The sequence below is a fragment of the Ferrovibrio sp. genome (genome assembly GCF_002796975.1).
GTDB lineage: Bacteria > Pseudomonadota > Alphaproteobacteria > Ferrovibrionales > Ferrovibrionaceae > Ferrovibrio.
This window is the reverse complement of the sequence record NZ_PEKV01000003.1, coordinates 22,022-34,599: the sequence shown is the minus strand read 5'-3', so window position 1 is coordinate 34,599 and position 12,578 is coordinate 22,022. Positions and strand designations below refer to the sequence as shown.

At 62.9% G+C, this 12,578-nt stretch carries 15 protein-coding genes; 10 read left to right on the top strand and 5 right to left on the bottom strand.

What is annotated here, in order from left to right; all coding sequences use genetic code 11:
* Window positions 1-83 precede the first annotated feature (83 nt).
* Window positions 84-515 carry a tellurite resistance TerB family protein gene (locus CTR53_RS01805; RefSeq protein ID WP_290808899.1) on the top strand — a complete coding sequence of 144 codons (432 nt, stop codon included), beginning with the start codon at window positions 84-86 and terminating at the stop codon, window positions 513-515.
* Between the two features lie 9 nt (window positions 516-524).
* On the opposite strand, the gene CTR53_RS01800 is transcribed toward CTR53_RS01805, so the two are convergent.
* Both CTR53_RS01800 and CTR53_RS01795 read right to left on the bottom strand, forming a co-directional pair.
* Window positions 525-872 (bottom strand): antibiotic biosynthesis monooxygenase, encoded by a 348-nt coding sequence (locus CTR53_RS01800; protein ID WP_290808897.1) that lies wholly within the window; start codon window positions 870-872, stop codon window positions 525-527.
* A 26-nt stretch (window positions 873-898) separates the two neighbouring features.
* Window positions 899-1,852, bottom strand: a complete 954-nt coding sequence (locus CTR53_RS01795) for a diacylglycerol kinase family protein (RefSeq protein WP_290808895.1) — start codon at window positions 1,850-1,852, stop codon at window positions 899-901.
* Between the two features lie 229 nt (window positions 1,853-2,081).
* Between CTR53_RS01795 and CTR53_RS01790 the strand changes: the two genes are divergently transcribed.
* The 9 genes from CTR53_RS01790 (at window position 2,082) to CTR53_RS01750 (ending at window position 8,875) form a co-directional block, all read left to right on the top strand.
* Complete coding sequence (locus tag CTR53_RS01790) at window positions 2,082-3,215, top strand: Fic family protein (RefSeq protein WP_290808893.1); 1,134 nt, start codon at window positions 2,082-2,084, stop codon at window positions 3,213-3,215.
* Between the two features lie 61 nt (window positions 3,216-3,276).
* Window positions 3,277-3,813 carry a thermonuclease family protein gene (locus CTR53_RS01785; protein WP_290808891.1) on the top strand — a complete coding sequence of 179 codons (537 nt, stop codon included), beginning with the start codon at window positions 3,277-3,279 and terminating at the stop codon, window positions 3,811-3,813.
* Window positions 3,814-3,900: 87 nt separating this feature from the next.
* Entirely contained in the window at window positions 3,901-4,209 is a 309-nt protein-coding gene (gene rplU, locus CTR53_RS01780; RefSeq protein WP_290808889.1) for a 50S ribosomal protein L21, read from the top strand.
* A gap of 33 nt (window positions 4,210-4,242) precedes the next feature.
* The gene (rpmA, locus tag CTR53_RS01775; protein ID WP_290808887.1) at window positions 4,243-4,503 is read left to right on the top strand and encodes a 50S ribosomal protein L27; all 261 of its coding nucleotides are present in this window, start codon (window positions 4,243-4,245) and stop codon (window positions 4,501-4,503) included.
* A gap of 97 nt (window positions 4,504-4,600) precedes the next feature.
* Window positions 4,601-5,635: a GTPase ObgE gene (gene obgE / locus CTR53_RS01770; RefSeq protein ID WP_290808885.1), complete on the top strand. Its 1,035-nt coding sequence runs from the start codon at window positions 4,601-4,603 to the stop codon at window positions 5,633-5,635.
* A complete protein-coding gene (proB, locus tag CTR53_RS01765; protein WP_290808883.1) occupies window positions 5,628-6,743 on the top strand; it encodes a glutamate 5-kinase in 1,116 nt (371 codons plus the stop codon). The genes obgE and proB overlap by 8 nt, the downstream gene beginning before the upstream one ends.
* Window positions 6,740-8,017 carry a glutamate-5-semialdehyde dehydrogenase gene (locus CTR53_RS01760; RefSeq protein ID WP_290808881.1) on the top strand — a complete coding sequence of 426 codons (1,278 nt, stop codon included), beginning with the start codon at window positions 6,740-6,742 and terminating at the stop codon, window positions 8,015-8,017. The genes proB and CTR53_RS01760 overlap by 4 nt, the downstream gene beginning before the upstream one ends.
* A 28-nt stretch (window positions 8,018-8,045) precedes the next feature.
* Entirely contained in the window at window positions 8,046-8,663 is a 618-nt protein-coding gene (locus CTR53_RS01755) for a nicotinate-nucleotide adenylyltransferase (protein WP_290808879.1), read from the top strand.
* Window positions 8,660-8,875 (top strand): hypothetical protein, encoded by a 216-nt coding sequence (locus CTR53_RS01750; RefSeq protein ID WP_290808877.1) that lies wholly within the window; start codon window positions 8,660-8,662, stop codon window positions 8,873-8,875. The genes CTR53_RS01755 and CTR53_RS01750 overlap by 4 nt, the downstream gene beginning before the upstream one ends.
* Here the strand turns inward: CTR53_RS01750 and CTR53_RS01745 are convergent, their stop codons facing one another.
* The 3 genes from CTR53_RS01745 to thrS form a co-directional block, all read right to left on the bottom strand.
* Window positions 8,876-9,853, bottom strand: a complete 978-nt coding sequence (locus CTR53_RS01745) for an NADPH:quinone oxidoreductase family protein (protein ID WP_367158932.1) — start codon at window positions 9,851-9,853, stop codon at window positions 8,876-8,878.
* A gap of 103 nt (window positions 9,854-9,956) precedes the next feature.
* A complete protein-coding gene (infC, locus tag CTR53_RS01740; protein ID WP_290809208.1) occupies window positions 9,957-10,499 on the bottom strand; it encodes a translation initiation factor IF-3 in 543 nt (180 codons plus the stop codon).
* A gap of 86 nt (window positions 10,500-10,585) precedes the next feature.
* Window positions 10,586-12,571 (bottom strand): threonine--tRNA ligase, encoded by a 1,986-nt coding sequence (gene thrS, locus CTR53_RS01735; protein ID WP_290808873.1) that lies wholly within the window; start codon window positions 12,569-12,571, stop codon window positions 10,586-10,588.
* Window positions 12,572-12,578: the final 7 nt, after the last annotated feature.

Below are 12,578 nucleotides of genomic sequence, written 5' to 3'. Positions count from 1 at the left end.
ACCCGGTCTTTCGCCGGTCAAGTCATCCTTTCGCCGCAATGTCCCGCTAGGCGGGATATTCACCGTTAGGGAAACATCACTCTATGTCGACCATCACGCCACAGAATGCCCTGATCTATGCCATGGTGATTGCCGCCGTGGCGGACGGAAAACTGAAGGATACCGAGGTGGCCGCCATCGACGCCGCCGTGCGGCATCTGCCGATTTTCCGCGGTTATGGGCTGGATGCGATGCAGGTGGCGGTCGGCGATTGCGTGGCGCTGCTGGACCAGGAAGATGGCATCGATGCAGCTTTGGGCCTGGTGAAGGAAGCTTTACCCGCCGATTGGTGCGAAACGGCTTACGCACTGGCCTGCGACATCATCGCGGTGGATGGCCATGGCCGCCAGGAGGAACTGCGCTGGCTGGAAATGCTGCGGCACGAATTGCGCGTCGAGCGCCTGCATGCCGCCGCCATCGAACGCGGCGCCGGCGTGCGCTACAAGCGCCTGCCGGGCGATGTGCCGAAGGGCTGAGCCCTTCTCTCAGTCAATTTGCGGCGCCTTGAAATTATAGGCGCGCTCGACTTTCGCGATTCTGATTTCGTAATGCGCATACCAGACCTCGCGGCCTTTCTGCCGCGCGGCAGCATGTTCCATGTTGCGCTTCCAGGCGCGTATATTTTCTTCCGTATCGAAATACGCCACCGTGATCCCGAAACCATCGCCGCCGCGCGTGCTTTCCATGCCCAGAAACCCCGGCTGCTGCGCGGCCAGTTCGGCCATGCGGTCGGCGGTGGCACCATACCCGTTGTCGCCTTCTGTGCGTTGCGAGGAAAAGATCACGGCGTAATAAGGTGGTTTGGGCGTGCTGGCGAAGCCGGCGGCGGACATGGCGGCGAATCCCCTGCTGGAAGGATTTAATCTGCCACCGTCTCTATCACATCCGGGGTCAGTGCGCTGCCCTTCGGCAGGATCAGCGGGATCGCGCGACTGCCGATCCTGACAGTCGCTGGCAGCGTGGCGGCGATATCGCCATCGGCCTGCACCGGCTCGCCATCGATGCCTGTAATGGTAACTTCGCGACCGTGCACCAGTTCGATCTCGGGCAGCTTTTGCAACAGCCCGAGCGTCAGCGCCACGGTCGCGCGCGCCGCGCCGATGCGGCCACCCATCTTGAACAGGCAGACCTCGAAAGCCGGATCGTCGAGTCTTGCATTTGGCGAACAGACGAACCTGCCGCCGTAGAAATGCCCCTTGGCGACAACGGCCGAGGCGCAGTCGAAATCTTTGCCGTCGATGCTGACGCGATAGCGCGGCACATGATAGGCCGCGAGCTGACGCAGACTTTCGACCACATAGGCGCCCTTGCCGAGCCAGCGTTTCATCTGCGGCGGCAGGTCGCGCACCACATGCGCATCGAAACCGACGCCGGCCATGATGGTGAAGAGGCGGTCGTTGACGAAACCCGGCCAGATCATGGTCTGTGGCCCGTGCAGCACGGCGTGCATCACGGTCGGCGGATCGAGCGGCAGGCCGATTTCCATCGCCAGCACATTGGCGGTGCCGAGCGGGAAAATCCCGAGCGGCGCGCTGTTCGCCGGCAGGCCGTTCGCCACTTCGCCGATGGTGCCGTCGCCGCCGGCGGCGACCACGGCATCGTATTTCTCAGATGCAGCTTCGGCGGCGAAGGCTTCGGCATCGCCACGCCGGGTGGTGGGACGGAATTCGACCGCGCAGCCGGACTCTTCCAGCAGGTCGAGATAGGCTTCGAGGCGCGCGCGTTTGCGCCGCCCGAGCCGGCCGGCCCCGGCGGTCGGGTTGTAGATCACCAGCAGGCGCCGGCGGTATGTCGCAGGCGCGGACCCGGGCATGGCGGCCCGGATAGCAGGTTTTTGGGTCCAGCGGCAGGGATGGTTTTATGACAGTGGCGGCTATGTCTGATTTTATTAGTCCATCTCAACTAATTAAATAGTGATACGAATTTTAATTAACCGCGAGAGTGTTAGGTCTGATTTAAATAGACCAGTTCCTTTAATTAAATAAATATCATATAATTAAATAATGAGCGACCGAATGCTTTCCAGACGAGGGCGGTACGCTGTGACCCAGGCGGGCGACGAAACCGTTCGCGCCTATATTCCGCCACCGCTGCCGCCCGATCCACCGATTGCCATCGCGGGCCTTGCCGTGCGTTTGAGCGCCGCTGATCGCGCGCTCGGCCGTCTGGACGGCGGCGTCGCTCTGCTGCCGGATATGGGACTGTTTCTGTATATGTATGTGCGCAAGGAAGCGGTGCTGTCGTCGCAGATTGAGGGCGCGCAATCCACCTTGTCCGATCTGCTGCGTTTCGAAACCGACGCCGAGAGTGGCGAACCGGTGGACGATATTCGCGAGGTGTCGAATTACGTTGATGCCATGCGATATGGCATCGAACGCCTGCCGGACTTCCCATTGTCGTTGCGGCTGATTCGCGAATTGCACCAGCGTCTGCTGCGGAGCGGTCGCGGCATGAACAAAAATCCCGGAGAATTCCGTAACTCGCAAAATTGGATCGGCGGTACCCGTCCCGGCAATGCGCTTTACGTGCCACCGCCCGTGATCGAAATGCAGGCTTGCCTACATGACATGGAAACCTTCATCCATGCCACACATGACGATCTGCCACCGTTGATCAAGGCGGCCTTACTGCATCACCAGTTTGAGACCATTCACCCGTTTCTCGATGGCAATGGTCGCGTTGGCCGCCTGTTGGTCACGCTGTATCTATGCGCCGCAGGCGTGCTGCAGCATCCACTGCTGTATTTGAGTCTCTATTTCAAAACTCACCGACAGGATTATTACCGTCTGCTGCAGGAAGTGCGCGAGAACGGCAATTGGGAAGCCTGGATCGAGTTTTTCCTCGACGGCGTCACCGAAACCGCGAACCAGGCCTCCAACGAAGCCATGGCGATCGTCAATCTGTTCAAACAGGATCGCGAGCGCATTCCAAAGGATGGCGCCAACAGCGGATCGGTCCTGCGCCTCCATGGCGCGCTGCAGGCACATCCTTATATCAACGCCAAGCGTGCAGCAGCGCAGACCGGGCTGAGCATGCCAACCGTCAACACGGCGCTCGAAACCCTGCAGAAGCTCGGAATCGTTCGTGAAGTGACAGGCAAAAAACGCGGTCGGGTTTTTTGCTACACGGCTTATATGGCGATCCTCGGTGCAGGGATGCAGCCTCCGGCCGACTGACACGGACAAATCTTAGCATACATTTGTATTCTGAGTTTCCGCCGCGTGCTAAGCCGGCTGCATGACATGGTATGCGATTCGGCTTGTCCTGCTCGCCCTGCTGCTGGCCGGTCCGGCGCGGGCAGAAGAACCCGGGGTCCGGGTGCTGGATGGCGACACGATCAAGATCGGCAAGGTGAATTACCGCCTGCATGGCATCGATGCGCCGGAAAAAGCCCAGCGCTGCCAGAGGGATAACCTGGACTGGCTGTGCGGCCAGGAGGCTGCCGCCTATCTGCGCGGCCTGATCGCCGGCCGGCCGGTCAGCTGCACCGAGATGGATCGCGACCGCTATGGCCGGGTGGTGGCGGTCTGCCATTCCGGCGGCCTGGACCTGAACCGGGCGATGGTGCGGGCCGGCCTCGCCTGGGCCTATCTGGCCTACAGCCGGGATTACGAAGCGGCCGAATGGGAAGCCCAGCTGCTCGGCAACGGGGTCTGGGCGGGCAATGTCCTGGCCGAACCGGCCTGGGACTGGCGCCGCGCCCAAAAACAGCAGAATCGGCGCGCCAAACCAGCTAATGATAACGCCGGCGGAAGCGCCCGAATCCGGGGTTGACAGCCCCTTCCCCCCGGTTATAGTGCGCGCCTCGAATTCAGGCGGTGCCGGATGGCCGGCGCTGCCGCTTTGTTATGGAATATCAATATGTTCGCAGTGATCAAGACCGGCGGTAAGCAGTATAAGGTGGCAGCGGGCGACGTGCTCGAGGTCGAACTGGTCGCCGGCGAAGCGGGCGACAAGATCGAATTCGGCCAGGTGCTGGCCATCGGCAACGGCGGCGACGTCAAGCTCGGCAAGGATGTTGCCAATGCCAAGGTGAAGGCGGAAGTCGTCGGCCTGACCCGCGGCCCGAAGCTGATCATCTTCAAGAAGCGTCGCCGGCAGAATTCGCGCCGCAAGAACGGTCATCGCCAGCGCTACACCGCGGTGAAGATCCTCGAGATCGCTGCCTGAGCAGCCCGCGCACAGATTTAAGGAGACACTCTCATGGCACATAAAAAAGCTGGCGGCTCTTCGCGTAACGGTCGCGACTCCCAGTCCAAGCGCCTCGGCGTCAAGAAGTACGGCAGCGAAGCCGTTCTCGCCGGCAACATCATCGTGCGCCAGCGCGGCACCAAGGTGCATGCCGGCAAGAACGTGGGCATGGGCAAGGACCACACCCTGTTCGCCACGGCCAACGGCGTCGTGAAGTTCCACGACGGCAAGGGCAGCCGCTCGTATGTTTCGGTGCTCCCGCCGGAGGCGTAAGTCAACGCGCCTTCCCGCAAGCATCACAATCGATCAAGGGGAATGGCGCAGGCCATTCCCCTTTTTCGTATCTGCACCACATCTCCCGTGAACTCCGATGAAATTCCTCGATCAGGCCAAGGTCTATATTGAAAGCGGACAGGGTGGACCCGGCTCCATCAGTTTCCGCCGCGAGAAGTTCATCGAGCATGGCGGTCCCGATGGCGGCAACGGCGGCAAGGGCGGCGATGTCTGGGCCGAATGCGTCGATGGCCTCAACACGCTGATCGACTATCGCTACCAGCAGCATTTCCGCGCCGCGCGCGGCGGCCACGGCTCGGGCCGGCAGCGCTCCGGCGCCAATTCCGACGACGTGATCCTCAAGGTGCCGAAAGGCACGCAGATTCTCGCCGAGGACAATGAGACCCTGCTCGCCGACCTGACCGAGATCGGTCAGCGCGTGCTGCTGTGCAAGGGCGGCGACGGCGGCTTCGGCAACGAACACTACAAGTCGGCCACCAACCGCGCGCCGCGCCGCAACTCGCCCGGCTGGCCCGGCGAGGAAAAGTGGATCTGGCTGCGGCTGAAGCTGATCGCCGATGCCGGCCTGGTCGGCCTGCCCAATGCCGGCAAGTCGACCTTCCTGAGCCGCGTCAGCCGCGCCAAGCCCAAGATCGCCGATTATCCCTTCACGACACTGAAGCCGCAGCTCGGCGTGGTGAAAGCCAATGACCGCGAATTCGTGCTGGCCGATCTGCCTGGCCTGATCGAGGGTGCTGCCGAAGGCGCCGGGCTGGGCCATCGTTTCCTCGGCCATGTCGAACGCTGCGCCGTCATCCTGCATCTGCTCGACGGCACCTCGGACGATCCCGTGCGCGACTGGAAGCTGGTCCGCAAGGAACTGAAGGCCTATGGCGGCGGCCTCGACAAGAAACTCGAGATCATCGGCCTCAACAAGATCGATGCGATCCCGGCCGATGAGCTGAAAGAGAAGATCGCCAAGCTGAAACGCTCGGCCAAGCGTCCGGTATTGCCGCTATCGGGCGTCACCGGCGAAGGTGTCGATGCCGTATCGACGCAGCTGTTCTCTATCATTGCCGAAGCGCGTGCTGCCGAGAAGGCAGCGATCGAGGTTGAGGGTGGCGATGAATAGCCACCTCGACAAGGCGAAGCGTATTGTCATCAAGGTTGGCTCGTCGCTGCTGGTCGATGCCGACAGGAACGAGTTGCGCGCCGACTGGCTCGCAGCCCTCGTCGATGACATCGCCAGGCTGCGTGCCGATGGCAAAGAGGTACTGGTGGTGTCGTCGGGTGCCATCGCACTCGGGCGTCGTATTCTGGGCCTGAACGGCAAGGCATTGCGGCTGGAGGAAAGCCAGGCGGCGGCGGCGGCCGGCCAGATCCGGCTGTCCTCGGCCTGGCAGGAGGCGCTGAGCAGGCACGACCTGAAGACCGCCCAGTTGCTGTTGACACTCGGCGATACCGAATCGCGCCGACATTACCTGAATGCGCGCGAGACGGTGAACACGCTGCTGAAACTCGGCACCGTACCGGTGGTGAACGAGAACGACACGGTGGCGACCGCAGAAATCCGTTTCGGCGACAACGACCGCCTCGCGGCCCGCGTGTCGCAGATGATCTCGGCCGACTGCCTGGTGCTGCTGTCGGATATCGACGGGCTCTACACGGCCGATCCCGGCGTCGATGCCAATGCCAAATTCCTCGCCGAGATTCCGGCCATCACGCCGGAGATCGAGGCGATGGCCGGCGTGTCGCGCTCCGGTCTCGGCCGCGGCGGCATGATCACCAAGATTGTCGCCGCCAAGATCGCGGTGGGTGCGGGCTGTGCCATGGTGATCGCCAATGGCAAGCAGATGCATCCGGTGAAAAACATCCGCGATGGCGGTCGCTGCACCTGGTTCCATGCCCATGCGACGCCAAGCGCGGCGCGCAAGCAGTGGATCGCAGGCCATCTGAACCCGCAGGGCACGCTCACACTCGATGATGGCGCGGTGAAGGCGCTGCGCTCGGGCCGCTCTCTGCTGCCGGCCGGCGTGACCCATGTCGACGGCCATTTCCAGCGTGGCGATCTGGTGCGTGTCTGCGCGACGGATGGCGCCGAGATCGCGGTCGGCCTGTCGGCCTATGCCGACGAAGACGCGCGCCGCATCAAGGGGCACAAATCCGGCGACATCGAAGACATTCTCGGCTACCGTGGCCGCGACGAGATGATCCATCGTGACGAACTGGTGCTGCGATGACGGCCCATACCGCGATCACTGACACAGCCACGCGGATGAACCAGATGGGAGCGGCGGCAAAGGCTGCCGCCCGCGTGCTGGCCACGGCGCCGACGGCGCAGAAGAATGCTGCGCTGAAAGCCGCTGCCGCTGCCATGCGCGGCAATGAACAGAAAATCCTCGCCGCCAATGCCGAAGACATGGCCGCCGGCAAGGCCAAGGGCCTGACGGCTGCGCTGCTCGACCGCCTGATGCTGGATGGCCAGCGCATCGCGGCCATCGCGCAGGGCCTGGAAGAGATCGCAGACCTTGCCGATCCGGTCGGCGGTGTGATCGCCGACTGGACGCGGCCGAACGGCCTGAAATTCGAACGCGTGCGCACGCCGCTCGGCGTGATTGGCGTGATCTACGAAAGCCGCCCGAATGTCACGGCCGATGCCGGCGGGCTCTGCCTGAAAGCCGGCAATGCCTGCATCCTGCGTGGCGGCTCGGAAAGCTTCCACTCCAGCACGGCGATCCATGCCTGCCTGGTCGAAGGCCTGAAGGCGGCTGGTCTGCCCGAAGCGGCGATTCAGCTGGTGCCCACCACCGACCGTGCCATGGTCGGTGCCATGCTGACGGCGGCGAACTGGCTCGACGTGATCGTGCCGCGCGGCGGCAAGTCGCTGGTGGCCCGCGTACAGAGCGAGAGCCGCGTGCCGGTCTTTGCCCATCTCGAAGGCAACTGCCATGTCTATGTCGAAGCCTCTGCTTCGCTCGACATGGCTCTGTCGATTGTGAAAAACGCCAAGCTGCGCCGCACCGGCGTCTGCGGTGCCGCCGAAACGCTGCTGGTCGAACGCGCCGCCGTCGCCACGCATCTCCACCCGCTGGTGAAGATGCTGCTGGAGGCAGGCTGCGAAGTGCGCGGCGACACTGATACGCAGAAGGTCGATGCGCGGGTGAAAGCCGCCACCGAAGAAGACTGGGCGACCGAATATCTCGATGCCATCATCGCCGTGCGCGTGGTCGAGGATCTCGACGCTGCCATCGAACATATCGCCACGCATGGTTCGAGCCACACGGACGCGATCCTGACCGAGAATGCGGATCACGCCGCGCAGTTCATGAACCGGCTCGACAGCGCCATTCTTCTTCACAATGCCTCGACGCAGTTTGCCGATGGCGGCGAGTTCGGCTTCGGCGCCGAGATCGGCATTGCCACCGGCAAGATGCATGCGCGCGGCCCCGTCGGCGTCGAACAGCTCACCACCTTCAAGTATCGCGTCTACGGCACCGGGCAGACGCGGCCCTGAACAACAAGACGGAGCGACCAAGCCCCGCATGAACGGTATTCCGCCTCTCGGTTCCTCCACCGGACTACGGATCGGCCTGCTCGGCGGCTCGTTCAACCCCGCCCATGCGGCACATCGCGAGATCAGCCTGACCGCGCTGCACCGGCTGAAGCTGGATCAGGTCTGGTGGCTGGTCAGCCCGCAGAACCCGCTGAAACCCATACGCGGCATGGCGCCGCTGGCGTATCGCCTGCAGCAGGCCGAAGCCGTGGCGGCGCATCCGCGCATTCGGGTGACGGCCATCGAAACCACCCTGGGTACGCGGTATACGGCGGATACGCTCCGCCGCCTGACCACCCATTACCCGCAGGCCAGGTTCGTCTGGCTGATGGGCGCCGACAACCTGGCGCAATTCCACCGCTGGCAGGACTGGCAGGGCATTGCCCGGACCATGCCGATTGCCGTGCTGGACCGGCCGGGCTTCAACCTGACGGCGATGCAGACTCCCGCCGCGCGCTGGCTGTCGCGCCATCGCCTGCCGCGCTATGCTGCTGCTATACTGGCCGACAGACCGCCGCCGGCCTTCCTGCTGCTGAAGTCCAGGCTTAATCCGCTGAGCGCGACGGCCATCCGCGCGCAGCAGCGCAAAACGGGAGGACGCGTATGAACAGCTATCTCGTGACCTATGATTACGGTTCGGCCGGCCTCTGGGCCATCATCAAGGCGCCCGACAAGGCGAGCATTGCCAAGCGCTTCCCAAAAGTGGAAGTGCTGGAAGACAAGCCGGGCAACCTGACCGCGGCGGAATACGGCAAGCTGATCACCTATGACCTCGGCGGCCCGCTGCCGCAGTGGCTCGCCGAACTGGAAGCGAAGTAATCAGCGCACCTTGATGACCACCTTGCCGGTGGTCTTGCGCGAGAGCAGCGCCGCCATCGCCTGCGGCACCTGATCGAACGCAAAGCTCTGCGAGACATGCGGCTTGAGCTTGCCGTGTTCGTAGAGCGCCAGCAGTGCGGCAAAATTGGCGCGGTTCTTTTCCGGCTCGCGCGCCGCAAAGGCGCCCCAGAACACACCGACGATGCTGCAGCCCTTGATCAGCGCCAGATTGGCCGGCGCTTCGGGGATGCGGCCTGAGGCAAAGCCGATCACCAGCAGGCGACCGTCCCAGTTGATGCAGCGCAGGCTCTGGTCGAAGGCATCGCCGCCGACCGGATCGTAGATCACATCGGCGCCATTGCCGCCGGTGAGTTCCTTGACGCGATCCTTGATGCTTTCCTTCGAGTAGTTGATCACATGCGCCGCGCCGTAGTCCTTGACGATGGCGGCCTTCTCGTCCGATCCCACGGTGCCGATCACGGTTGCGCCGAGTTCGCGACCGAGTTCGACCGCATTCAGCCCGACGCCGCCGGCCGCGCCATGCACCAGCAGCACTTCGCCCTGCTTCATGCGGCCGCGATCGACCAGTGCGTGCCAGGTGGTGCCGTAGGTGATCGGGAAACCGGCCGCCGTTTCATAGGGCATGCTGGCGGGAATTTTGTACACATTGGCGGCCGCGCAGTTCAACTGCTCGGCAAAGGCGCCGTAGCTGGTGGTGGCCATCACGCGGTCGCCAACCTTCAGGTCGGTCACCTTGTCGCCGACGGCAACGATCTCGCCGCCGCATTCCATGCCGGGCGCAAAGGGAAAACTCGGCTTGACCTGGTATTTGTTGGCGATGATCAGCGTGTCGGGGAAGTTCAGGCCCGCGGCATGCACCTGGATGCGCACATCCTTCGGACCCAGTGCGGGCAGCGCGAGATCCTTGAGCGCCAGACTTTCCGGCCCGCCCCAGGCTTCGCAGACCATTGCCTTCACGTTCACCGCTGCCGACATCACGCACTCCCTGTTTTCGATTTTTCTTATGCTGCAGATACAGAAATGGCGCCGACTTGCATCGGCGCCATTTCGAGAGGTCTGGTTACTTCGGCGACATGACCATGGTCATCTGCCGCCCTTCCATCTTCGGGTACTGCTCCATCTTGGCCTTCTCGCCAAGATCGTCGCGCACGCGATCCAGCAGTTTCATGCCGAGTTCCTGGTGCGCCATTTCGCGACCGCGGAAGCGCAGGGTGACCTTCACCTTGTCGCCTTCTTCCAGGAAGCGCAGCATCGCCCGCATCTTCACGTCATAGTCATGCGTGTCGATCATCGGGCGGAGCTTGATCTCCTTGATCTCGATGATCTTCTGCTTCTTGCGGGCTTCGGCTGCCTTCTTCTGCTCCTCGTATTTGTATTTGCCAAAATCGAGGATCTTGGCGACGGGAGGATCGGCATTCGGGGAAATTTCGCAGAGATCGAGGCCGGCTTCTTCAGCCAGACGCAGCGCTTCGCGGATCGGGACAACACCGCGGTTTTCGCCAGCGGCATCGATCAGGCGGACGTTCGGGACGTCGATCTCAAAATTGACCCGCGGACCATCGGTTTTCGGTGTCGGCGGGGCATTGAACGGGGGACGGGCTATGACGCGCTCCTGAAGTAGTTGCAACAAAATCAGATAGTTAAGGCGTGAGGGGCAGGATTCAATCCCCCCAAAGGCTCATCGGGGGATCATCCAGGCATCCGGGCCTCGGCCGACAATTTAGCAATCGCGTCGGCCAGCGCAATGGTTTCCTGCTGCTCGGATCCGAGGCGACGCAGGGTCACGGTACCCTGTTCCGCTTCCTTCTTGCCGACCACCAGGATGACCGGAACCTTGGCGAGGCTCAGCTCGCGGATCTTGTAATTGATCTTCTCGTTGCGCAGATCGGTGTCGACCCGCATGCCGGCGGCATCGAGCTGGTCGGCCACCGTCTGGGCATAGTCGTCGCAATCCGAGACGATCGGCGCGACCACCGCCTGCAGCGGCGACATCCAGAGCGGAAGCCGGCCGGCATACTGCTCGAGCAGGATACCGATGAAACGTTCGAAGCTGCCGAGGATCGCGCGATGCAGCATCACCGGGCGATGGCGGGCGCCATCGGCGCCGACGTAATCGGCATCCAGGCGCTCGGGCAGCACGAAATCGACCTGCAAGGTGCCGCACTGCCAGTCGCGGCCGATGGTGTCGCGCAGCACGAATTCCAGCTTCGGACCATAGAAGGCGCCTTCGCCGGGATTGAGCGTGTAGTCGAGGCCGGAGGCGACACAGGCATCCTTCAGCGCGTTCTCGGCCTTGTCCCAGGTCTCATCCGTGCCGGCGCGTTTGGCCGGACGGTCGGAGAACTTCACCTTGATCTCGGTGAAGCCCATGTCCTTGTAGATCGACTGCAGCAGGTCGCAGAAAATCTTGCTCTCCGAGATGATCTGGTCTTCGGTGCAGAAGATATGCGCGTCGTCCTGCGTGAAGTTGCGCACGCGCATGATGCCATGCAGCGCGCCGCCCGGCTCGAAACGGTGGCAGGAGCCGAATTCGGCCATGCGCAGCGGCAGGTCGCGATAGCTCTTGAGGCCCTGGTTGAAGATCTGCACATGGCAGGGGCAATTCATCGGCTTCAGCGCGAAGATGCGCTCGTCGGGATTGTTCGCGAAGTCGCGGATGCCCTCTTCATTTTCCGCGATATACATGCTTTCGCGGAACTTCTCCCAGTGGCCCGAGGCTTCCCACAGCTTGCGGTCGACCAGCTGCGGCGTCTTCACTTCGACATACTTCGCCTTTTCCAGGCGCTGACGCATGTAGGCTTCCAGGGTGCGATACAGCGTCCAGCCCTTGGGATGCCAGAACACCATGCCGGCGGCTTCTTCCTGCTGATGGAAGAGACCCATTTCCTTGCCGAGGCGACGATGGTCGCGCTTCTCGGCCTCTTCGAGACGCTTCAGGTAAGCGTCGAGTTCCTTCTGGTCGCGCCAGGCCGTCGCATAGATGCGCTGCAGCTGGCGGTTATTGGCATCGCCGCGCCAGTAGGCGCCCGACACTTTCATGATCTTGAACACCGGCGGCAGCTTGCCGGTGGAAGGCAGATGCGGACCCATGCAGAGGTCGAGCCAGCTGTCGCCCTGGCGATAGATCGAGATCGCCTCGCCGCGCTTGGCGATTTCCGCCACCCATTCGGCCTTGTAGGTCTCGCCGATCGACTTGAAGTAATCGACCGCCTTTTCCGGCGCCCATTCCTCGCGCGTGATCGGCAGATCGCGTTTCACGATCTCGGCCATGCGCTGTTCGATCCTGGTGAAATCGTCGGGCGTGAAAGGCTCGTCGCGCACGAAGTCGTAATAGAAGCCGTCGTCGGTCGAAGGCCCGAAGGTGATCTGCGTGCCGGGGAACAGTTCCTGCACGGCCTGCGCCATCACATGCGCGCCGTCATGACGGATCAGGTCGAGCAGCTCGGCCTCGTTCTTGTCCTTCATCGTCACGATCTCGAGCTTCGCATCGCTCCTGATCGGCGTCTTGAGGTCCTTCAGCGCGCCATCCAGGCGGATCGCCAGCGCCGCCTTGGCCAGGCCGGCGCCGATGCTGGCCGCCACATCCGCGCCGGTGCTGCCGGACGCGTAAGTTCGCACGCTGCCATCGGGCAGGGTGACGCGGACTTCGGCGGCAGAAACAGCAGGATTTGACATGGTTTAG

Excerpts from the sequence above, each read along its gene's own strand:
- CTR53_RS01805 (WP_290808899.1), top strand. The coding sequence starts at position 84 with ATGTCGACCATCACGCCACAGAATGCCCTGATCTATGCCATGGTGATT.
- CTR53_RS01800 (WP_290808897.1), bottom strand. The coding sequence starts at position 872 with ATGTCCGCCGCCGGCTTCGCCAGCACGCCCAAACCACCTTATTACGCC.
- CTR53_RS01795 (WP_290808895.1), bottom strand. The coding sequence starts at position 1,852 with ATGCCCGGGTCCGCGCCTGCGACATACCGCCGGCGCCTGCTGGTGATC.
- CTR53_RS01785 (WP_290808891.1), top strand. The coding sequence starts at position 3,277 with ATGACATGGTATGCGATTCGGCTTGTCCTGCTCGCCCTGCTGCTGGCC.
- rplU (WP_290808889.1), top strand. The coding sequence starts at position 3,901 with ATGTTCGCAGTGATCAAGACCGGCGGTAAGCAGTATAAGGTGGCAGCG.
- rpmA (WP_290808887.1), top strand. The coding sequence starts at position 4,243 with ATGGCACATAAAAAAGCTGGCGGCTCTTCGCGTAACGGTCGCGACTCC.
- obgE (WP_290808885.1), top strand. The coding sequence starts at position 4,601 with ATGAAATTCCTCGATCAGGCCAAGGTCTATATTGAAAGCGGACAGGGT.
- proB (WP_290808883.1), top strand. The coding sequence starts at position 5,628 with ATGAATAGCCACCTCGACAAGGCGAAGCGTATTGTCATCAAGGTTGGC.
- CTR53_RS01760 (WP_290808881.1), top strand. The coding sequence starts at position 6,740 with ATGACGGCCCATACCGCGATCACTGACACAGCCACGCGGATGAACCAG.
- CTR53_RS01755 (WP_290808879.1), top strand. The coding sequence starts at position 8,046 with ATGAACGGTATTCCGCCTCTCGGTTCCTCCACCGGACTACGGATCGGC.
- CTR53_RS01750 (WP_290808877.1), top strand. The coding sequence starts at position 8,660 with ATGAACAGCTATCTCGTGACCTATGATTACGGTTCGGCCGGCCTCTGG.
- thrS (WP_290808873.1), bottom strand. The coding sequence starts at position 12,571 with ATGTCAAATCCTGCTGTTTCTGCCGCCGAAGTCCGCGTCACCCTGCCC.